This is a genomic window from Streptomyces prunicolor NBRC 13075, assembly GCF_000367365.1.
Taxonomy (GTDB): domain Bacteria; phylum Actinomycetota; class Actinomycetes; order Streptomycetales; family Streptomycetaceae; genus Streptomyces; species Streptomyces prunicolor.
Genome location: NZ_BARF01000051.1, coordinates 233,393 through 252,449, shown reverse-complemented (window position 1 = coordinate 252,449; position 19,057 = coordinate 233,393). Strand labels below are relative to the sequence as shown.

Genomic DNA, 19,057 nt, shown 5'->3' with positions numbered 1-19,057 from the left:
AAAAACCTTCACTCACCGGTGCTGAGAGGTGGTCGCGCCCGCGCGGCGGAGCCGCACATCGGCACAGCCCCGCGCCCCTCAAAAACCTTCGCTCACCGGGACCATGAAGCTCGGCCCACCTGTCGCATCAAGCGTTTGTGGCGCCAGCCCGTCAAGTGGTCCGCGTATACCCGGCCCTCCACGTGGTCGTACTCGTGCTGCAAGCACCTCGCGAACCAACCCGTCCCGTGCACGGTGATCGGGTCTCCGGTCACCGTGAAACCCTCGACCACCGCGTGGTCGTAGCGCTCCGTCCCCGCCTCCAGGCCCGGCAGGGACAAGCACCCCTCCGGTCCCCGCAACACCACACCGTCCGTCTCCACGAGGCGTGGGTTGACCACATGGCCGAGGTGGCGGGTGTCCTCGTCGTCGGGGCAGTCGTAGACGAAGACCCGTAGGGACTCGCCTACTTGGTTCGCGGCGAGGCCGACCCCCTGGGCCGCGTACATCGTCGCGAACAAGTCCTCGACGAGGCGGGCGAGTTCCGGGCCGAAGTCTGTTACTTCCGCGCAGGAGGTGTGAAGCAGTGGGTCGCCGAGCAGGGTGAGGGGGCGGACTCGCCCGTGGGCGCCCGGGATGGAGCCGTATCGCATGGCCGCAAGGGTACGGTTCTCTACGGCGCACGCCCGCCGCGAGGGGTTCGCGGTGCCGCGGTTCGGGCACCGATAAGGATCTCGATAGGCTGAGGTCCACACCACGTTGCCGGAGGCAGAGGCGCGGCGCGTACGCAAGGAGGATCGAGAACTGATGGCAGGCAACTCGGACCCGCTCACGCCGCGGGCCAAGCTGGCCGTGACGGCGGGCAAGGCGGTCGCGGCGGCATCGCGTGCCGCGGGGCGGGGCAGCGGATCGGTGATCGGCGGCCGAGTGGCACTCAAACTCGACCCCGACCTGCTCGCCCGGCTCGCACAGAACCTGGACGTGACGCTCGTCTCGGCCACCAACGGCAAGACCACGACGACACGGTTGATCGCCGAGGCCCTCGGGGCCGCCGGCGAGGTCGTCTCGAACGCGCTCGGCGCCAACATGCCCGCCGGTATCACCTCGGCGCTGGCCGGCGGCTCGGACGCCAAGTTCGGTGTCATCGAGGTCGACGAGAAGTACCTCGCCGGCGTCGCCCGTGACACCGACCCCAAGTGCATCGCCCTGCTCAACCTCTCCCGCGACCAGTTGGACCGCGCGGCCGAGACCCGCATGCTCGCGGAGAACTGGCGTGAGGGGCTGTCGGGTTCCAAGGCCGTCGTCGTCGCCAATGCCGACGACCCGTTGGTCGTGTGGGCCGCTTCCTCCTCCCCCAACGTGATCTGGGTCGCCGCCGGGCAGATGTGGAAGGACGACGCCTGGTCGTGTCCTTCGTGCGGTGGCGTGATGCAGCGGCCCGGTGACGACTGGTTCTGCGGGGAGTGCGGGTTCCGGCGGCCGACGCCGAGTTGGGCGCTCTCCGGGGATCATGTGCTTGATCCGCACGGCTCCGCCTGGCCCATTCACCTCCAGCTGCCGGGGCGTGCCAACAAGGCCAACGCCGCCTCCTCGGCCGCCGTCGCCGCCGTGTTCGGGGTGCCGCCGCAGGTCGCCCTGGAGCGCATGTACCGGGTGCAGGCCGTCGCCGGGCGTTATGACGTCGTCCAGTTCATGCAGCGCGACCTGCGACTGCTGCTGGCGAAGAACCCGGCGGGCTGGCTCGAAACGTTCAGCCTGATCGATCCGCCGCCGACCCCGGTGATCCTCTCGGTGAACGCGCGCGGCGCCGACGGCACCGACACCTCGTGGCTGTGGGACGTCGACTACACCCGACTGACCGGCCACCCCATCTTCGTCGTGGGCGACCGCAAGCTGGACCTCGCGGTCCGACTGGAAGTGGCGGGCCAGCACTTCCAGGTCTGCGACAACCTCGACCAGGCCGTGCAGCAGGCGCCGCCCGGCCGCATCGAGGTCATCGCGAACTACACCGCGTTCCAAGACCTGCGCCGCCGCGTCGGCAACTGAGACTCAGAGGACGAATTGACCATGAGCGACAACCAGCTGCGTCTGGTGTGGATCTACCCGGACCTGCTGAGCACCTACGGCGACCAGGGCAACGCCCTTGTCGTGGAACGCCGGGCGCGGCAGCGCGGCCTCGACGTGGCCCGGCTGGACGTGCGCAGCGACCAGCCCATCCCGACCTCGGGCGACATCTACCTGATCGGCGGCGGCGAGGACCGTCCGCAGCGGCTCGCGGCGGAGCGGCTGCGCCGTGACGGCGGCCTGCACCGGGCGGTCGGCAACGGCGCGATCGTCTTCTCGGTGTGCGCCGGCTACCAGATCCTCGGCCACGAGTTCATCAACGACCTCGGCCAGCGCGAGCCCGGCCTCGGCCTGCTCGACGTGGTGTCGACGCGCGGCGAGGGCGAGCGGTGCGTCGGTGACGTGCTCGGCGACATCGACGCGCGCCTGGGCCTGCCCCAGCTGACCGGCTTCGAGAACCACCAGGGCGTCACCCATCTCGGCCCCACCGCCCGCCCGTTCGCGCAGGTACGGCTCGGCAAGGGCAACGGCACGGGCGACGGCACGGAGGGCGCGTACAACGACACCGTGTTCGGTACGTACATGCACGGGCCCGTGCTCGCTCGCAACCCGCTGATCGCGGACCTGCTGCTGAAGCTGGCCCTCGATGTGAACGCGCTGCCGCCGATCGACGACCGCTGGTACGAGGCGCTCCGCAACGAGCGCATCAGCGCAGCTCAGCAGCCTGCCTGAACCAGGAGTCCATCTTCTCGTCGGATACCGGCAACCAGCCCGTCTGACGGCTCGTCCGCGCAGGTGAGCGGGGTCGTCCAGCAGGCGGACGCACGCTACGACCCCGCCCCCTTCTGCCGCTAGGGTGGCGGGGTTCATACCGGACAACGTGGTCCGGTCCCGGTCCACGTCGAGAAGGTTCTTTCGGGCTATGCGCATTGGTGTCCTCACGTCCGGCGGCGACTGCCCCGGCCTGAACGCCGTCATCCGGTCCGTCGTGCACCGCGCCGTCGTCGACCATGGCGACGAGGTCATCGGCTTCCGGGACGGCTGGAAGGGCCTCCTGGAGTGCGACTACCTCAAGCTCGACCTCGACGCGGTGAGCGGCATCCTCGCTCGCGGCGGCACCATCCTCGGCTCCTCCCGCGTCCAGCCCTCCCAGCTCCGGGACGGCGTCGAGCGGGCCCGAGGTCATGTCGAGGAGCTCGGCCTCGACGCCATCATCCCGATCGGCGGCGAGGGCACGCTCAAGGCGGCCAAGCTGATGTACGACGCCGGTCTCCCGGTCGTCGGCGTCCCCAAGACCATCGACAACGACATCGCCGTCACGGACGTCACCTTCGGCTTCGACACGGCCGTAGGTGTCGCGACCGAGGCGCTCGACCGGCTCAAGACGACCGCCGAGTCCCACCAGCGCGTCCTGGTCGTGGAGGTCATGGGCCGCCACACCGGCTGGATCGCGCTCCACTCCGGCATGGCGGCCGGCGCGCACGCCATCGTCGTACCTGAACGGCCCTTCGACATCGAGGAGTTGGCGGCTCGGGTCGGCGAACGCTTCGAGGCGGGCAAGAGGTTCGCGATAGTGGTCGCGGCGGAGGGTGCCAAGCCGCGTGCGGGGTCCATGGACTTCGACGAGGGCAAGAAGGATGTCTACGGCCACGAGCGCTTCGCGGGGATCGCGCGGCAGCTGTCCATCGAGCTGGAGGAGCGGCTCGGTAAGGAAGCGCGGCCGGTGATTCTTGGGCATGTGCAGCGTGGGGGTACGCCGACCGCGTATGACCGTGTGCTTGCCACTCGGTTTGGGTGGCATGCGGTGGAGGCTGCGCATCGGGGGGAGTTCGGGAAGATGACCGCGCTTCGGGGGACGGACATTGTGATGGTGTCGTTGGCGGATGCGGTTGAGACTCTGAAGACCGTGCCTGCTGATCGGTACGAAGAAGCTGAGTGCGTGCTCTGAACGCCGTGAGGTAGTTCGTCGGGTGCGGGTGCGTGGGGGCTGGTCGCGCAGTTCCCCGCGCCCCTTAGGGGGTTCCGCTGGCCCCGGTCGCAGAAGCGGCCCGGGGCGGTTCTACCCTGGTGCGGACAGACGACGCACACCCCCACGAATCAGGAGCCGTTCGATGGATCACGGCGGGCACGGTATGACCATGGATCTGCCGCCGTTTACCTTTGGGCGCGGGCTTGAGTGGTCGGCCGACCCGTTCTTCCTGACCGCCTGCCTGCTCGGGCTCGGGCTTTACGGCTGGGGGGTCGTGCGGTTGCGGCGGCGGGGGGACTCGTGGCCTGTGGGGCGGACGATCTCTTTCGTCATCGGTGTGCTGACCATCGGGCTGGTGATGTGCACCAAACTCAATGACTACGGCATGGTCATGTTCAGCGTGCACATGGTGCAGCACATGGTCATCAGCATGTTGACGCCGATCCTGTTGCTGCTCGGTGCTCCGGTCACCCTGGCATTGCGCGCGCTGCCTCCGGCGGCCCGGGGACGCAAGGGGCCCCGTGAGCTGCTGTTGATGTTTCTGCACAGCCGGTACATGAAGATCATCACGCATCCGGCGTTCACGATCCCGCTGTTCATCGCGAGCCTCTACGCGCTGTACTTCACGCCGATCTTCGATTTCCTGATGGGGTCGAAGACCGGGCACATCGCGATGATGGTGCACTTCCTCGCCGTGGGTGTGGTGTTCTTCTGGCCGATCATGGGTGTGGACCCGGGGCCGAGTCGGCCCGGTTATCTGATGCGCATGCTGGAGCTGTTCGCCGGGATGCCGTTCCACGCGTTCTTCGGCATCGCGTTGATGATGGCGTCGGAGCCGATGGTCGAGACGTTCAAGAACCCGCCCGCCTCGCTCGGCATCGACGCGCTGTCCGATCAGAACGCGGCCGGCGGTATCGCCTGGGCGTTCAGCGAGGTGCCGTCCGTGCTGGTGCTGATCGCCCTGCTGTTCCAGTGGTACAGCTCGGAACAGCGGCAGGCCAAGCGGCAGGACCGGGCCGCCGACCGGGACGGCGACAAGGAACTCGCGGCGTACAACGCCTATTTGGCCTCATTGAACACACGGGGCAATTGAACACATGCGGCAACTGAGCGGCAATTTCGTTCAGTAGCATAAAGCGCGATGGGGGAACCGCCACCGGGGGGAACGGTAATGACAATTCGCGCAGTTGTGCAAAGGACCGGAATTTCGGTGATCCGCAGGATCGCCGTGCTGCTCGTCTGCGTCCTGGTCGTGAGTGGATGCGGTGGAAGCGCACACGCGTTCGCCGTGAAGGCCGTCGCCACCGGAGTTCCGTCGCTCGCGCCTTTCTTCGACGAGAAACAGGGACTGGGGCAGGACTCCGTGGTGCGTTCGCTGCCGGTGCAGGGCACGTTGCAGCAAGGGGACACACCCGGTCTGTACGGCGGCACCAAGAAGCCGACCGTCTGTGACGTGGCGAAGCTCAAGAGGTTCCTGACCGATCCCGCGAATCGTTCGAAGGCCGTTGCCTGGTCGGGCGTACTGGGTATCACCACGGACCAGATACCGGGCTATCTGGATCGACTCACACCCGTACTCCTGCGTCACGACACTCTCGTACAGAACCACGACTACAAAAAGGGAAAGGCCACGCCCTACAACTCCCTTCTCCAGGCGGGAATCGCGATTCTCGTCGACGAGCAGGGGGAACCCGCCGCGAAGTGCTCGTGCGGAAATCCGCTGCGGCCCTTCAAGGGCGACGCGAGCCGGATTTCCGTCAAGTTCTCTGACGGCAACAAGAAGTGGAGCGGATACCAGGCGTCCTCGGTCGTGGCCGTACGTCCGGCCGCGCAGAAGATGGAGCGGCTCGCCCTCGTCGACGTCGGCGATCCCGACCGCGGTATCGAGCGGCCGATCGGTACGACCGGCAAGCACGACACCGCCTTCGACACCCGGCGGCGGCACGCCGTACCGGACCTGACCGGGGCGACGTTCGGACAGGCCCGGAAGCGACTGGTGAGCAGCGGGCTGGCCGTCGGGTACAGCGGGAGCGCGCCGCCGTCCGACGACACGAAGGTCACCGCGACCGATCCGCCGGCCGGGACCGAGCTGCGGTTCGGGGCGTATGTGCGGCTGAGCGTGGCCGGTGGGACGAGCGGCGGCACTCCTTCCACTCCCCCGGGTCCGACGACCTCCGAGCCGACGCCTTCCGGGCCGACGACTTCCGGACCGACCCTGAGCCCGCCGACCTCCCCGGCGCCACCGTCCACGTCCACGCCGCCCACCTCCTCGGCCCCGCCCTCGTCGCCACCCCCGTCCTCGCCCGCGAGCAAACCTCCACCGCCGCCGAGCAGTTCACCGTCCCGCAGTTCTCCTAGGCCCGACTCGCCCTCGGTGGTCACCGACCCGCCCTCGGCGAGCGCACCGGTCTCCAGCAGCGCCCCGGTGACGAGCGCTCCCGTGACCACCAGCGCCTCCGTGACGAGCAGCGCCCCAGTCACCGGCACGCCCACCCTCACCACCACCGAGACGTGACGCGGACCCGGAAGGAGGCTCCGGATGCCACAGGGATCGCCGACCTCGGGAGTGGGCCGGGTCATCGCCGGTCGTTATCTCCTGCTGAACCGGCTGGGCAGTGGCGGAATGGGACATGTGTGGCTCGCACATGACCAGCGGCTGGCCTGTGAAGTCGCGCTCAAGGAGATCGTGTTCAGCAACCCGGCCTACGCCGAGGCCGAGCGGGAGGCCCGGGTCGCGCGTGCCCGGGCCGAGGCGCGGAACGCGGCGGGGCTGCGCGGGCACCCCCATGTGGTGACCGTCCATGACGTGCTGGAGCACGAGGGGCTGCCGTGGATCGTCATGGAGTACGTGGCGGACGCCGTGGACCTGCGCGACATGGTCGGCCGGCACGGTTCGCTGGCCCCCGCGGAGTGCGCCCGCATCGGGCTCGCCGTACTCGACGCGCTGACCGCCGGGCACCAGCGGGGTGTGATGCACCGGGACGTGAAACCGGCGAACATCCTGCTCGCGCCGGACCGCACCGGTTCGCCGTACGCCCGCGTCCTGCTCACCGACTACGGCATCTCGGTGCAGCCGGACGCCGGGGAGACGCGGTACACGCTGACGTCCGTGCTCGTCGGTACGGCGGGATATCTGGCGCCGGAGCGGGCCACGGGCGGGCCGCCGACCGCCGCGGCCGACCTGTTCTCGCTGGGCTGCACGCTCTACCACGCCGTCGAGGGCCACGGCCCCTTCGTCCGCGAGACCCCGCTCGCCGAGATCACCGCGGTCGTCATGGAGGACCCGCTGCCTCCGGTCCGCGCGGGCGCCCTGGCCCCGGTGCTCCACGCGATGCTGGAGAAGGATCCGCAACGGCGGATTCCGGCGGCGGAGGCCGAGGCGGCGCTGGCGCGGATCGTGACGCCGCAGACGGACCCGGGGGCGGGGTCGTACGCCCGGACCCAGACCGACCTGGGCTCGCCGTCGCCGTGGGAGGGGCAGGCGGTTCCGGAGCTGACGCCGACGCCGTTCATTGCCGGGCCGGCTCCCTCGCACTCCCCCAGCGGCCGGCGCCGGCGCCCGCGCTCCCGTCTTCTGCGGCCCGTCCTCGCGTGTCTGCTCGGGCTCGTCCTCGCCCTGGGCGGCGTCTGGTACGCCATGGCCCACCAGCCACCCGGCGACACCACCGACACGGGCAAGGACAGCCGGCCGTACGGCACGGCCATCGGGCTCTCGGCGCCGCTCAAGGGCGGAGACTGTGTGACCGCCGACTGGCCCGGTGGGAAGCGGTTCGACGGGACGCCTCGGCTCGCCCTCGACCCCACGTGCCGGGACTCGATACCCGACGGTCAGGTGATGGCGTTCGTGTCCACCGCGTCCGCGGGCGAGGCGCGCAAGGTCGGGGCGGACCGGTGTGCGCAGCGGACGCAGGAGATGCGGGAGAAGCTCGCGGACGTGCGGGGCTTCGCGGTCGTACCGACCGACGCGGGTTTCGCGGCCGCCGGGCATCACACCGCGTGTCTGGTGCTGGGCGCGCACGGGCCGGTCTACGGGCCCCTCGGCAGCCACCGGGCCGCGGGGTCGCGTTTCGCGGACACGTCGACCATGCAGAAGCGGGACTGTCTGGACGTGCCCTCGGACCGGGCCGCGAGCCTGGTCTCCTGCGCGGGCAAGCACGATCAGGTGGTGCTCGGGTTCACCCGGTTGGGCGTGGGCGTCACGCTGGCCCGGGCCCGTACGGAGTCGGACGCGGCATGCGCCCGGGACGTGCCGCCGGCCGACTACGGCTTCGATCCTTCGGTGTACGAGGCCGCCTCCTGGACGAGTCAGGGACCGTGGAAGTCGGGCACACATTTCGTCGTGTGCGCCGTGCGGAAGCAGAACGGGGGCACCATGGAGGGGAACGAACCATGAGGAGGGTGTTGCGATGCCCGGTTCCACGAAGACCATGGGGGTGATCACCGTCGGCGGACTGGTGGTGGTGACGGCCTACACGGTGGCGCTCGGCAGTAACGGCTGGCTGTGGTTCGGCTGGGTCGTGCTCGGGCTGATCACCCTCGGGATGGCCGCCACGCGCAGCACCTGACGGCCGCTACGGCTCACTCCGCCGGCTCGCCGAGTGCACGCCCGGCTGGTACTTCGGCAGCCGGGCGGTGATCTTCATGCCCGCTCCTACGGCGGTCTCGATGACGAGGCCGTAGTCGTCGCCGTAGACCTGGCGGAGCCGGTCGTCGACGTTGGACAGGCCGATGCCGCCCGAGGGGCTGACCTCGCCCGCCAGGATGCGGCGCAGCAGGTCGGGGTCCATGCCGGCGCCGTCGTCCTCGATGACGACGAGTGCCTCGGCGCCCGCGTCCTGTGCGGTGATGCTGATGTGGCTCTTGTCGGCCTTGCCCTCCAGGCCGTGTTTGACGGCGTTCTCGACGAGCGGTTGCAGGCACAGGAACGGGAGCGCGACCGGCAGTACCTCGGGGGCGATCTGCAGGGTGACCGAGAGGCGCTCGCCGAAGCGGGCCCGGACGAGTGCCAAGTAGTGGTCGATGGCGTGGAGTTCGTCGGCGAGGGTGGTGAAGTCGCCGTGCCTGCGGAACGAGTAGCGGGTGAAGTCGGCGAATTCCAGAAGCAGTTCGCGGGCGCGCTCCGGGTCGGTGCGGACGAACGAGGCGATCACCGCGAGCGAGTTGAAGATGAAGTGCGGGGAGATCTGGGCCCGAAGTGCCTTGATCTCGGCCTCGATCAGGCGGGTGCGGGACTGGTCCAGGTCCGCCAACTCGAGTTGTACGGAGACCCAGCGGGCGACCTCCCCGGCGGCCCGGACCAGGACGGCCGACTCGCGCGGGGCGCAGGCGACCAGCGCGCCGTGGACCCGGTCGTCGACGGTGAGCGGAGCGACCACCGCCCAGCGCAACGGGCAGTCGGGGGCGTAGCAGGTGAGCCGGAACGCCTCCCCTCGGCCGGTCTCCAGGGGGCCCGCGAGGCGTTCCATGATCTCGGCGCGGTGGTGGTCACCGATGCCGTCCCAGGCGAGGACCTGCTTCTGGTCGGTCAGGCAGAGCGCGTCGGTGCCGAGCAGCGTGCGCAGTCTGCGGGCCGAGCGGCGGGCCGTCTCCCCGGTGAGGCCGGCGCGCAGCGGGGGTGCGGCGAGGGACGCGGTGTGCAGGGTCTGGAAGGTGGCGTGCTCGACGGGGGTGCCGAGCCCGCCGAGGCTCTCGTGCCGCGCGGTGCGCCGCCCGAGCCAGAAGCCGGCGGCGAGCAGCGGGAGTACGGCGACGCAGAGGCCGGCCAGGAATCCGCTCATGTGGCCGCCTCTGCGATGTGGAGCACTGTCGTGTGGGGCGCCGCCATGAGTTCCGTGCCTGTGTGGTCCGGGCCTGTGTGCGCCGTGTCTATGTGGTCTGCGCCTGTGTGGTCCGGGCCTATGTGGTCCGCCTCCATGTGGTCCGCTCCCCTACATCGTCCCCTCACGCCTTCACCTCAGCCCGCAGCTCCTCCGGCAGATGGAACCGCGCCAGGATCGCCGCTGTCCCCGTCGGCACCCGGCCCGGTGTCGCCAGCGACACCAGCACCATGGTGAGGAACCCCAGCGGCACCGACCAGAGCGCGGGCCACGCGAGCAGGGCGTGCAGCGGGCCCGTGCCCGGGAAGCCCGCCATGGTCGCGGCCACCGCGACGAACGCCGACCCGCCGCCGACCAGCATCCCGGCCGCCGCACCGGGCGGGGTGAGCCGGGTCCACCAGATACCGAGGACCAGCAACGGACAGAAGGAGGACGCCGACACGGCGAACGCGAGCCCCACCGCGTCGGCGACGGGCAGCCCGCCGACCAGCACGCTCGCCACCAGCGGGACGACCATGGCGAGGACCGTGCCGAGCCTGAAGTGCCGTACCCCGCGCGACGGAAGGACGTCCTGGGTGAGGACCCCGGCCACGGCCATGGTCAGCCCCGACGCGGTGGACAGGAACGCGGCGAAGGCACCACCGGCGACCAGCGCGCCGAGCAGATCGCCGCCGACGCCGCCGATCATGCGGTCGGGCAGCAGGAGTACGGCCGCGTCGGCGTCGCCGGTGAGGGTGAGTTCGGGGGTGTACAGGCGGCCGAGGGCGCCGTAGACGGGCGGCAGGAGGTAGAAGGCGCCGATCAGGCCGAGGACGGCGACCGTGGTGCGGCGGGCGGCGACTCCGTGCGGGCTGGTGTAGAAGCGGACGACGACGTGCGGCAGACCCATCGTGCCGAGGAAGGTGGCGAGGATGAGGCCGTACGTCGCGTACAGCGGGCGTTCCTCGCGGCTGGCGGCGAGGGAGGTCGACATGCCGCCGTTGGTGCCGCGGTCGGCGACGGGCACGGGGGCGCCCTTGGCGAAGGTGAGGCGGGTGCCGCGCTCGATGTGGTGGGTGCCGGCGGGGAGTTGGAGCTTCGTCGCGTCGTGGGCGTGGCCGTCGACCTTGCCGGTGACCGTGACCGTGAGGGGTCGGTCGAGCCTGAGGTCGAGCGTCTCGTCGACCCGAACTGCCCGCTGTTCACGGAACGTTGCCGGTTCCTCGAAGGCGTGCCGGGGTGCTCCGTCGCTCTGCCAGGCGAGGACCAGGAAGAGGGCGGGGACGAGCAGCGCGGTGAGCTTCAGCCAGTACTGGAAGGCCTGCACGAAGGTGATGCTGCGCATGCCGCCGGCCGCGACGGTGGCGACGACCACAACGGCGACGATCAGCCCGCCGAGTGAGTCGGGCGCGCCGGTGAGGACGGTCAACGTGAGCCCCGCGCCCTGGAGTTGGGGCAGCAGGTACAGCCAGCCGACCCCGACGACGAAGGCTCCCGCGAGGCGTCGTACGGCGTGCGAGGCGAGGCGGGCCTCGGCGAAGTCGGGGAGGGTGTAGGCGCCGGAGCGGCGCAGCGGGGCGGCGACGAACAGCAGGAGGACCAGGTACCCGGCCGTGTAGCCGACCGGGTACCAGAGCATGTCGGGGCCCTGCACGAGGACCAGGCCGGCGATGCCCAAGAACGAAGCCGCGGAGAGGTATTCGCCGCTGATGGCGGCCGCGTTGAGGCGGGGACCGACGGTGCGGGAGGCGACGTAGAAGTCGGAGGTGGTGCGGGAGATGCGCAGGCCGAAGGCGCCGACGAGGACCGTGGCCACGACTACGAGGGCCACCGCCGGTACCGCGTAACTGGAGTTCACCGGGTCAGCGGTCCTCGACGAGGCGGACGAAGTCGCGTTCGTTGCGTTCGGCGCGGCGCACGTACCAGAGGGCGAGGAGGACGAGCGGCGCGTAGAGGCAGAAGCCGAGGACCAGCCATTCGAGGCGGCGGGAGTCCGGGGTCGCCGCGAAGACGAGGGGCAGCGGGCCGACCAGGAGCACGAGGACCGCGAACACCGTGAGGGCGGCGCGGAGTTGGGTGCGCATGAGGGAGCGGACGTAGGTGTGGCCGAGGGTGGTCTGTTCGTCGATCTCGGTGCGCGGGCGGGAGTAGCCCGAGGCGCGTCGGGTGCGGCGGAGCGGGCCGGTGACAACAACCCTGCGTTCGGTGGGGTCTTGGGGCATCGTCATGACCTCCGCATCAGCAGGTCCCGCAGTTCACGGGTGTGGCGGCGGCTGACCTGGAGTTCCTCGCCGCCGACCAGAACACTCACCGTGCCTGCGTCCAGGCGGAGTTCACCGATGTGGCGGAGCGCGACGAGGTGGCGGCGGTGGATGCGGACGAAGCCGCGGGCGCGCCAACGGTCCTCCAGGGTGGACAGCGGGATACGGACGAGATGGCTGCCCTTGTCGGTGTGCAGGCGGGCGTAGTCACCTTGTGCCTCGACGTGGGTGATGTCGTCGACGGCCACGAAGCGGGTGACGCCGCCGAGTTCGACGGCGATGTGGTCGGGATCGGGTTCGTGCACGGGTATCCGCGGTGCGGAGCCACCGAGTTCGGCGGCCCGGCGCACGGCCTCGGCGAGCCGTTCCTTGCGGACGGGCTTCAGGACGTAGTCAACTGCCTTGAGATCGAAGGCCTGTACGGCGAAGTCCTCGTGCGCGGTGACGAACACGACGAGCGGCGGCTGCGCGAATCCCGTCAACAGCCGTGCCATGTCGAGTCCGTCGAGGCCGGGCATCTGGATGTCCAGGAACACGACGTCGATGGCTTCTGGTCCGTCCGGGCCCGATTCCAGGGCCCTGTTGATGCGCCGCAGCGCCTCGGTCGCGTCGCCCGCGCCCTCCGCGCTGCCGATGCGTGGATCGGCGTTGAGCAGGTACAGCAGCTCCTCCAGCGAGGGGCGTTCGTCGTCGACGGCGAGGGCGCGCAGCATGAAGGTGGAGTCTAGGAGCAATTCGTACGCCTGGACATGTGCCGGGCGTGGACGTTCACGCTGGATACAGTGCGGGCATGAGCAGCAGGACCACTCCGTTCGACGATCTCGACCGCAAGATCATCACCGCGTTGATGGCGAACGCCAGGACCAGTTTCGCCGAGATCGGCGCGGCGATCGGGCTGTCCTCGACGGCGGTGAAGCGGCGCGTGGACCGGTTGCGTGAGACGGGTGTGATCACCGGGTTCACGGCGACGGTGCAGCCGTCCGCGCTCGGCTGGCGCACGGAGGCGTACGTGGAGGTGTACTGCGAGGGCGCCGCGCCCCCCAGGCGGCTCGCGGAGGTGGTGCGCAACCATCCGGAGATCACGGCGGCGATGACGGTGACCGGGGGCGCGGACGCGCTGCTGCACGTACGGGCGACCGATGTGGACCACTTCGAGGAGGTCCTGGAGCGCATCCGGCAGGAGCCGTTCATCCGGAAGACGATCAGCGTGATGGTGCTGTCCCATCTCCTCCCGGAAAGCCCGGAGGCGGGCGCCACCCATCCGGCACCGGGAGGCGCATCAGACGTGCGTTGAGGGCACGAAAGACGCAGCGTTCCTGCGTAGACACGCAGCGCTCATCGCTTGTCGGGCGTATAGGTCGTTTCCTACCGTGGTGTCAACCCCAGTCGTCATCACAGGAAGCGGAGGGACCCCTCTGTGCCCGACACCCGTGTGCGGCGCCGGCGGCGCTTTCTCGTCTGTGAACCCAGACACTTCGCCGTGCAGTACGCGATCAATCCCTGGATGCATCCCGATGCCCAGGTCGACGTGGACCTCGCCCAGGAGCAGTGGCAGACGCTGATCGGCGCCTACCGCTCCCACGGCCACACCGTGGACACCGTGCCCCCGGTGGCCGGCCTCCCGGACATGGTCTTCGCCGCGAACTCGGCGGTCGTCGTCGACGGCCGCGTCTTCGGTTCCCTCTTCCACGCGCCCGAGCGGCGTCCCGAGTCCGTCCACTACGACACGTGGTTCAAGGCGGCGGGCTACGACGTCTACCGCCCCGAGTCGGTGAGCGAGGGCGAGGGCGACCTGATCCCGACCGGCCGTTACGTCCTGGCCGGCACCGGTTTCCGTACGACCCGCGAGGCCCATCGCGAGGTGCAGGAGTTCTTCGGCGTCCCGGTGATCAGCCTGACGCTGGTGGACCCGTACTTCTACCACCTGGACACGGCGCTGTTCGTCCTCGACGAGGACAACATCTGCTACTACCCGGAGGCATTCTCGCCGGGTAGCCGTGAGGTGTTGGCGCGACTGTTCCCCGACGCGGTGCTCGCGACCCGTGAGGACGCGATGACGTTCGGCCTCAACTCCGTGTCGGACGGCCTGCACGTCTTCATCGCGCCCCAGGCCGAGGCACTGGCCTCGCGCCTCGCCGACCACGGTTACGTCCCCGTCCCCGTCGACCTGTCGGAGTTCCACAAAGCCGGCGGCGGCATCAAGTGCTGCACCCAGGAGATCCGCTCATGACCGCACCCGCCAGTGCCCGTACGTCCGCCGACCTCATCCGCGCCGAGGAGCCGGTCCTCGCGCACAACTACCACCCGCTGCCGGTGGTCGTCGCCCGCGCCGAGGGCACCTGGGTGGAGGACGTCGAGGGCCGCCGCTACCTCGACATGCTCGCGGGCTACTCGGCCCTCAACTTCGGCCACCGGCACCCCGCGTTGATCGAGGCCGCCCACCGCCAGCTCGACCAGCTGACGCTCACCTCCCGGGCCTTCCACAACGACAAGCTCGCCGAATTCGCCGAGCGGCTCGCGGAGTTGACCGGCCTCGACATGGTGCTGCCGATGAACACCGGCGCGGAGGCGGTCGAGAGCGGCATCAAGGTGGCCCGCAAATGGGCCTACGACGTGAAGGGCGTCCCCGCTGACAAGGCCACCATCGTCGTCGCGGCGGATAACTTCCACGGCCGTACGACGACGATCGTCAGCTTCTCGACGGACGAGACGGCGCGGGCGGGCTTCGGTCCCTTCACTCCCGGCTTCCGGATCGTGCCGTACAACGACCTCGCCGCGCTGGAGGCGGCGGTCGACGAGACGACGGCGGCGGTGCTGATCGAGCCCATCCAGGGCGAGGCCGGGGTGATCATTCCGGACGCGGGCTATCTGGCCGGTGTGCGTGAACTCACCCGCCGCAAGGGCTGCTTGTTCATCGCAGACGAGATCCAGTCGGGCCTCGGCCGCACGGGCCGCACGCTCGCGGTCGAGCACGAGGGTGTCGTGCCGGACGTACTCCTGCTCGGCAAGGCGCTCGGCGGTGGCATCGTGCCGGTGTCTGCGGTGGTCGCGAACCGTGAGGTACTCGGGGTACTGCGACCGGGCGAGCACGGTTCGACGTTCGGCGGCAACCCGCTCGCCGCGGCGGTCGGCACGGCGGTCGTCGAACTCCTGGAGACCGGCGAATTCCAGCGCAGGGCAACGGAGTTGGGTGTCGTGCTGCGCGACGGCCTGACCGAGCTGGTCGGCAAGGGCGTGGTCGGCTTCCGCTCGCGGGGCCTGTGGGCGGGCGTCGATGTCGACCCGGCGATCGGCACGGGGCGCGAGATCAGCGAACGGCTCATGCGCGAGGGCGTGTTGGCCAAGGACACCCACGGCTCCACGATTCGGCTGGCGCCGCCGCTGACCATTACGGCGGACGAACTCCGGTCGGCCTTGGGCACGTTGGAGAAGGTGCTGACGCAAGGGGCGTGAGTCCGCGCTAGCTGTCGAGGTTGGCTGGATCGACGGACGGGGGTCGATGGTCGGTCCAGCCAGGCCCGTAGGGAGACGGGTAACTCCCGTGCGGCAGCGGCTATTTACCCGCCGCGCTCTGCTCCGCAGGAAGGCACTCACCCAAGAAACGTGAGATGTGGAGCTCGGCTGGATCCACGCACGGAGGCCGGTCCAGCCGCGCCCGCCGGGATACGCGTAACTCCCGTACAACAGCGGCTACTTACCCGCAGCGCCCCGCTCCGCAGGAGTACCGGTACCGGTGCCGCTGTCGGCCAGAGCGGCCTGGGCCAGGAGGCGACGGGCCAGGTCGCGGGCCTCGGCCACGGTCAGCGAAGCCCAGAGTCCGGGCTCGCCGCGCACGACCGGGCCGACGTCCAGGGTGACCCGGCTGATCGGCCGTTCCGGGATCGCCAACAGCAGTCGCTTCACCGCGACCTGTCGGCCGCAAGTAGTCACCAACGGCGCTTCACCTGACGGCGGGAGCGGCTCCTGCCCTGACCGATTCATCTCCTCCACGACCCTTCCCTGAGTACCCGGCGAGGTATCAGGAGCAGCGCCGAGCGGGTCCGGGTTGTTCCCGGGGGACCGAGGTCGACGCTCTCACCGCAGACCCCGACGGGCCGTAGCCCACCGTGCACCCCCACACACCGCACCGTGGCGGTCGCGGACCGTCCGGTGAACCCCGGGCGAATTCTCGCCCGCCCTCCGGTCAGAACAGGGTCAAGGGCCGGGGTGAGGGCCGTAGCGCACTCATAAGATCGCCGGCACCGCCATCTTTCGTACGACTCCCCCTGGAGGCCCGGCGTGCCCGAAACCGCGCGCGGCGCCGAAGCCGATGCCGAGCCCGGTCCGACACCGCCCTCGGAGCCGACCCCGCCCACGCCCGAACCCCGTACCGACCAGCCCGCTACCAACCAGCCCCGTACCTCCCGCCGCCGCACCGTGCTGCTCGCGGCCGGTGCCCTGGTCGCCGTGGCGGCCGTGGGAGCTGGAGTGCTCGCGGCCCGCGGCTCCGGCTCGGGCGGAAAGGCCACCGCTGCCGCCGACGGGCTCCCGCACACCACCGTCGAGGTCGCGACCTCCGGGTGCGGAAGTGGCTGGACGCACCCGCAGGCCGGTCACCAGGTCTTCGAGCTGCACAACACGTCCAGTACGGCGGCCGAGGTGTATCTGACGGACGCGAAGACCGGCGCGGTTTACGGCGAGGTCGAGGGGCTGGCGCCGGGGACCGTCCGGCCGCTCGGGGTCACCCTCGGGAACGGTTCGTACGCCTTCAGGTGTCTGCCCGACGACGCCGACGCCGTGACCGGGCCGACCGTGCGGATCACCGGCTCGAAGGTGAAGAGCGGGCCGGCCGCCATGCCGATCACTCAGCAGGAGCTGATCCCGCCGACGCTCGCCTACCAGAAGTGGATTCAGGCCCGGACCGTCGAACTCGCCCAGAAGACCGACGTGTTGCGGGCCGCCGTCGATCGAGGTGACCTCGCCGCCGCCCGTAAGGCTTGGCTGCCCGCGCATCTCGTCTACGAGCGGATGGGCGCCGCCTACGGCACGTTCGGCGACTCCGACGGGGCGATCAACGGCACCACGGCTGGGCTCGCGGACGGGGTGCGCGACGCCGGGTTCACCGGGTTCCACCGGGTCGAGTACGGGCTGTGGCACGGCGAGTCGGCGAGCGGGCTGCGTGGTCCCGCCGACCAACTCGCCAAGGATGTCGACGCGTTGGAGAGCAGCTGGCCCGCCCAGCGGATGGATCCGGCCGACACCGGTCTGCGCGCGCACGAGATCCTGGAGAACACCGTGCAGTTCGAGCTGACCGGCCGCACCGACTACGGCAGCGGCACCAACCTCGCCACCGCCCGCGCCAACCTCGACGGCACCCGCGTGCTGCTCGGATACCTGGGCCCGCTGCTGAAGACGCGTGACACGGGGTTCGCCGAACTCGGCGACTGGATGGACCGGGCGCAGCACACCTTGGACGGCCTCGACCACTCCGGAAAGTGGACACCGCTCTCCCAACTCTCGCGTCCGCAGCGGGAGAAGGTCGACGCCGACCTCGGTGGACTGGTCGAGCGGCTGGCCGCCGTGGCCGCCCTCACGGACGTACGGAGGACCGCGTGAAGCGCGTGAACGAGGTGGGCCGCCGGGGTTTCCTGGCGAGCGCGGCGGCCGTGGCCGGTGGCGGTCTTGTCGCCGCCGATCGTGGTGCCGCCGCGGCTGCCGTGCAGACGCCGGCCGCGAACGTGCCCTTCCACGGGGTCCATCAGGCCGGGATCATCACGCCCGCGCAGCGCGCCACGGCGTTCGTGTCCTTCGACACCACTGCCGAGGACAAGTCCGAACTCACCGACCTGCTAAGGACGTTGACCGACCGAGCGCGCTTCCTGACCACCGGCGGCAGCCCGGAGGACCTGGGCATCACCGCCCCGCCCGCCGACTCGGGCACGCTCGGCCCGAACCTCCCCGCCGACCGCCTGAGCGTCACGGTCGGCGTCGGGGCGTCCCTCTTCGACGACCGCTACGGGCTCGCGAAGCTCACGCCCCGCCGGCTGACCGCGATGCCGTCGTTCCCCGACGACGATCTCAACTCCGCCTGGTGTCACGGCGATCTGAGCGTGCAGTTCTGCGCCGACAGCGCGGACACCGTGCTGCACGCGCTGCGCGATGTCACCCGGCACACGCGCGGCGGGCTCCAAGTGCGGTGGCGGACGGACGGGTTCATCAGTCCGCCGCGCCCCTCGGGCACCCCGCGCAACCACCTCGGCTTCAAGGACGGCATCGCCAACCCGGAGGTGACCGACGCCCGCGCGATGAACGACCTTGTGTGGGTGGGCAATAACAGCGGCGAACCGGACTGGGCGACCGGCGGCAGCTATCAAGTCGTACGGCTGATACGGATGTTGGTGGAGTTCTGGGACCGGGTCTCCCTCACCGAGCAGGAGCGGATGTTCGGCCGCGCCCGGGACACCGGCGCCCCGCTGGACGGGCGGCACGAGAAGGACACGCCCAACTTCGCGCAGGACCCGCAGGGCGATGTGATCCCGCTCGACAGCCACATCCGGCTGGCCAACCCGCGTACCACGCAGAGCTCGGATCAGCGCATCCTGCGTCGCGGCTACAACTACGACCGGGGCATGGACAGCAACGGCAACCTCGACATGGGCCTGCTCTTCTGCTGCTACCAGCAGGACCTGGCCCGGCAGTTCGAGAACGTGCAGAAGCGGCTGGCCGGTGAACCGCTGGTCGACTACATCTCGCCGTACGGCGGCGGCTACTTCTTCGCGCTGCCCGGGGTGCGGGACACGTCCGACTGGCTGGGCCGCACCCTGCTGACCTGAGAGACCGCGCTGACCTGAGAGACCGCTGATCTGAGACCAGGGTCAAGAACAGGCCAACAGACCATGAGAATTTCCTGACCGGGCGTTCGCTCTCACGTCATTGCCCCTCCCCCGCCCCGCCGTCACCATTGCCGAAGCTTCGGCCATAGGTGTCACGGCCACGGACGGCGTGACAGC

The 19,057-nt window shown here is 70.1% G+C and carries 18 protein-coding genes; 12 read left to right on the top strand and 6 right to left on the bottom strand.

The window, feature by feature from the left end:
- Positions 1–92: 92 nt before the first annotated feature.
- Positions 93–632, bottom strand: coding sequence for a peptide deformylase (gene def, locus SPR02S_RS24045; RefSeq protein ID WP_019059558.1), 540 nt, complete (start codon positions 630–632; stop codon positions 93–95).
- A gap of 154 nt (positions 633–786) precedes the next feature.
- Here def and SPR02S_RS24040 point away from each other — a divergent pair, with 154 nt between their 5' ends.
- The 7 genes from SPR02S_RS24040 (at position 787) to SPR02S_RS64010 (ending at position 8,577) form a co-directional block, all read left to right on the top strand.
- Positions 787–2,025 (top strand): Mur ligase family protein, encoded by a 1,239-nt coding sequence (locus SPR02S_RS24040; RefSeq protein WP_019059557.1) that lies wholly within the window; start codon positions 787–789, stop codon positions 2,023–2,025.
- Between the two features lie 21 nt (positions 2,026–2,046).
- Positions 2,047–2,775: a type 1 glutamine amidotransferase gene (locus SPR02S_RS24035; protein ID WP_019059556.1), complete on the top strand. Its 729-nt coding sequence runs from the start codon at positions 2,047–2,049 to the stop codon at positions 2,773–2,775.
- Between the two features lie 190 nt (positions 2,776–2,965).
- Positions 2,966–3,991 carry a 6-phosphofructokinase gene (locus tag SPR02S_RS24030; RefSeq protein ID WP_019059555.1) on the top strand — a complete coding sequence of 342 codons (1,026 nt, stop codon included), beginning with the start codon at positions 2,966–2,968 and terminating at the stop codon, positions 3,989–3,991.
- A 163-nt stretch (positions 3,992–4,154) separates the two neighbouring features.
- Entirely contained in the window at positions 4,155–5,105 is a 951-nt protein-coding gene (locus SPR02S_RS24025) for a cytochrome c oxidase assembly protein (protein ID WP_019059554.1), read from the top strand.
- A 117-nt stretch (positions 5,106–5,222) separates the two neighbouring features.
- A complete protein-coding gene (locus SPR02S_RS24020; RefSeq protein WP_019059553.1) occupies positions 5,223–6,527 on the top strand; it encodes a PASTA domain-containing protein in 1,305 nt (434 codons plus the stop codon).
- Between the two features lie 24 nt (positions 6,528–6,551).
- Positions 6,552–8,405, top strand: coding sequence for a serine/threonine-protein kinase (locus SPR02S_RS24015; protein ID WP_043258442.1), 1,854 nt, complete (start codon positions 6,552–6,554; stop codon positions 8,403–8,405).
- 13 nt (positions 8,406–8,418) lie between these two features.
- On the top strand, positions 8,419–8,577 hold the full coding sequence (locus tag SPR02S_RS64010) for a hypothetical protein (protein ID WP_019059551.1): 159 nt from the start codon (positions 8,419–8,421) through the stop codon (positions 8,575–8,577).
- A 6-nt stretch (positions 8,578–8,583) separates the two neighbouring features.
- Here the strand turns inward: SPR02S_RS64010 and SPR02S_RS24005 are convergent, their stop codons facing one another.
- From SPR02S_RS24005 to SPR02S_RS23985, 4 genes are all read right to left on the bottom strand, one after another.
- Positions 8,584–9,789 carry a sensor histidine kinase gene (locus tag SPR02S_RS24005; RefSeq protein ID WP_019059550.1) on the bottom strand — a complete coding sequence of 402 codons (1,206 nt, stop codon included), beginning with the start codon at positions 9,787–9,789 and terminating at the stop codon, positions 8,584–8,586.
- Positions 9,790–9,952: 163 nt separating this feature from the next.
- Positions 9,953–11,665, bottom strand: coding sequence for a sodium/solute symporter (locus tag SPR02S_RS23995; protein ID WP_019059548.1), 1,713 nt, complete (start codon positions 11,663–11,665; stop codon positions 9,953–9,955).
- 4 nt (positions 11,666–11,669) lie between these two features.
- Complete coding sequence (locus tag SPR02S_RS23990; protein ID WP_026150823.1) at positions 11,670–12,029, bottom strand: hypothetical protein; 360 nt, start codon at positions 12,027–12,029, stop codon at positions 11,670–11,672.
- A 2-nt stretch (positions 12,030–12,031) separates the two neighbouring features.
- The gene (locus SPR02S_RS23985; RefSeq protein ID WP_019059546.1) at positions 12,032–12,781 is read right to left on the bottom strand and encodes a LytR/AlgR family response regulator transcription factor; all 750 of its coding nucleotides are present in this window, start codon (positions 12,779–12,781) and stop codon (positions 12,032–12,034) included.
- A gap of 77 nt (positions 12,782–12,858) precedes the next feature.
- Between SPR02S_RS23985 and SPR02S_RS23980 the strand changes: the two genes are divergently transcribed.
- The 3 genes from SPR02S_RS23980 (at position 12,859) to rocD (ending at position 15,521) form a co-directional block, all read left to right on the top strand.
- A complete protein-coding gene (locus tag SPR02S_RS23980; RefSeq protein ID WP_019059545.1) occupies positions 12,859–13,362 on the top strand; it encodes an Lrp/AsnC family transcriptional regulator in 504 nt (167 codons plus the stop codon).
- A gap of 123 nt (positions 13,363–13,485) precedes the next feature.
- Positions 13,486–14,298: a dimethylargininase gene (gene ddaH, locus SPR02S_RS23975; protein WP_019059544.1), complete on the top strand. Its 813-nt coding sequence runs from the start codon at positions 13,486–13,488 to the stop codon at positions 14,296–14,298.
- Positions 14,295–15,521 (top strand): ornithine--oxo-acid transaminase, encoded by a 1,227-nt coding sequence (gene rocD / locus SPR02S_RS23970; protein ID WP_019059543.1) that lies wholly within the window; start codon positions 14,295–14,297, stop codon positions 15,519–15,521. The genes ddaH and rocD overlap by 4 nt, the downstream gene beginning before the upstream one ends.
- 237 nt (positions 15,522–15,758) lie before the next feature.
- On the opposite strand, the gene SPR02S_RS56185 is transcribed toward rocD, so the two are convergent.
- Positions 15,759–15,998 carry a hypothetical protein gene (locus tag SPR02S_RS56185; RefSeq protein ID WP_052347035.1) on the bottom strand — a complete coding sequence of 80 codons (240 nt, stop codon included), beginning with the start codon at positions 15,996–15,998 and terminating at the stop codon, positions 15,759–15,761.
- 348 nt (positions 15,999–16,346) lie between these two features.
- On the opposite strand from SPR02S_RS56185, the gene SPR02S_RS23960 reads away from it, so the two are divergent.
- Positions 16,347–17,663 carry an EfeM/EfeO family lipoprotein gene (locus SPR02S_RS23960; RefSeq protein WP_019059541.1) on the top strand — a complete coding sequence of 439 codons (1,317 nt, stop codon included), beginning with the start codon at positions 16,347–16,349 and terminating at the stop codon, positions 17,661–17,663.
- Positions 17,660–18,880 carry an iron uptake transporter deferrochelatase/peroxidase subunit gene (gene efeB / locus SPR02S_RS23955; RefSeq protein WP_019059540.1) on the top strand — a complete coding sequence of 407 codons (1,221 nt, stop codon included), beginning with the start codon at positions 17,660–17,662 and terminating at the stop codon, positions 18,878–18,880. The genes SPR02S_RS23960 and efeB overlap by 4 nt, the downstream gene beginning before the upstream one ends.
- The last annotated feature ends 177 nt before the right edge of the window (positions 18,881–19,057 follow it).

Bases quoted from the DNA above. Each gene is read 5' to 3' on its own strand.
- def (WP_019059558.1), bottom strand. From the start codon at position 632: ATGCGATACGGCTCCATCCCGGGCGCCCACGGGCGAGTCCGCCCCCTC.
- SPR02S_RS24040 (WP_019059557.1), top strand. From the start codon at position 787: ATGGCAGGCAACTCGGACCCGCTCACGCCGCGGGCCAAGCTGGCCGTG.
- SPR02S_RS24035 (WP_019059556.1), top strand. From the start codon at position 2,047: ATGAGCGACAACCAGCTGCGTCTGGTGTGGATCTACCCGGACCTGCTG.
- SPR02S_RS24030 (WP_019059555.1), top strand. From the start codon at position 2,966: ATGCGCATTGGTGTCCTCACGTCCGGCGGCGACTGCCCCGGCCTGAAC.
- SPR02S_RS24025 (WP_019059554.1), top strand. From the start codon at position 4,155: ATGGATCACGGCGGGCACGGTATGACCATGGATCTGCCGCCGTTTACC.
- SPR02S_RS24015 (WP_043258442.1), top strand. From the start codon at position 6,552: ATGCCACAGGGATCGCCGACCTCGGGAGTGGGCCGGGTCATCGCCGGT.
- SPR02S_RS64010 (WP_019059551.1), top strand. From the start codon at position 8,419: ATGCCCGGTTCCACGAAGACCATGGGGGTGATCACCGTCGGCGGACTG.
- SPR02S_RS24005 (WP_019059550.1), bottom strand. From the start codon at position 9,789: ATGAGCGGATTCCTGGCCGGCCTCTGCGTCGCCGTACTCCCGCTGCTC.
- SPR02S_RS23990 (WP_026150823.1), bottom strand. From the start codon at position 12,029: ATGCCCCAAGACCCCACCGAACGCAGGGTTGTTGTCACCGGCCCGCTC.
- SPR02S_RS23985 (WP_019059546.1), bottom strand. From the start codon at position 12,781: ATGCTGCGCGCCCTCGCCGTCGACGACGAACGCCCCTCGCTGGAGGAG.
- SPR02S_RS23980 (WP_019059545.1), top strand. From the start codon at position 12,859: ATGAGCAGCAGGACCACTCCGTTCGACGATCTCGACCGCAAGATCATC.
- rocD (WP_019059543.1), top strand. From the start codon at position 14,295: ATGACCGCACCCGCCAGTGCCCGTACGTCCGCCGACCTCATCCGCGCC.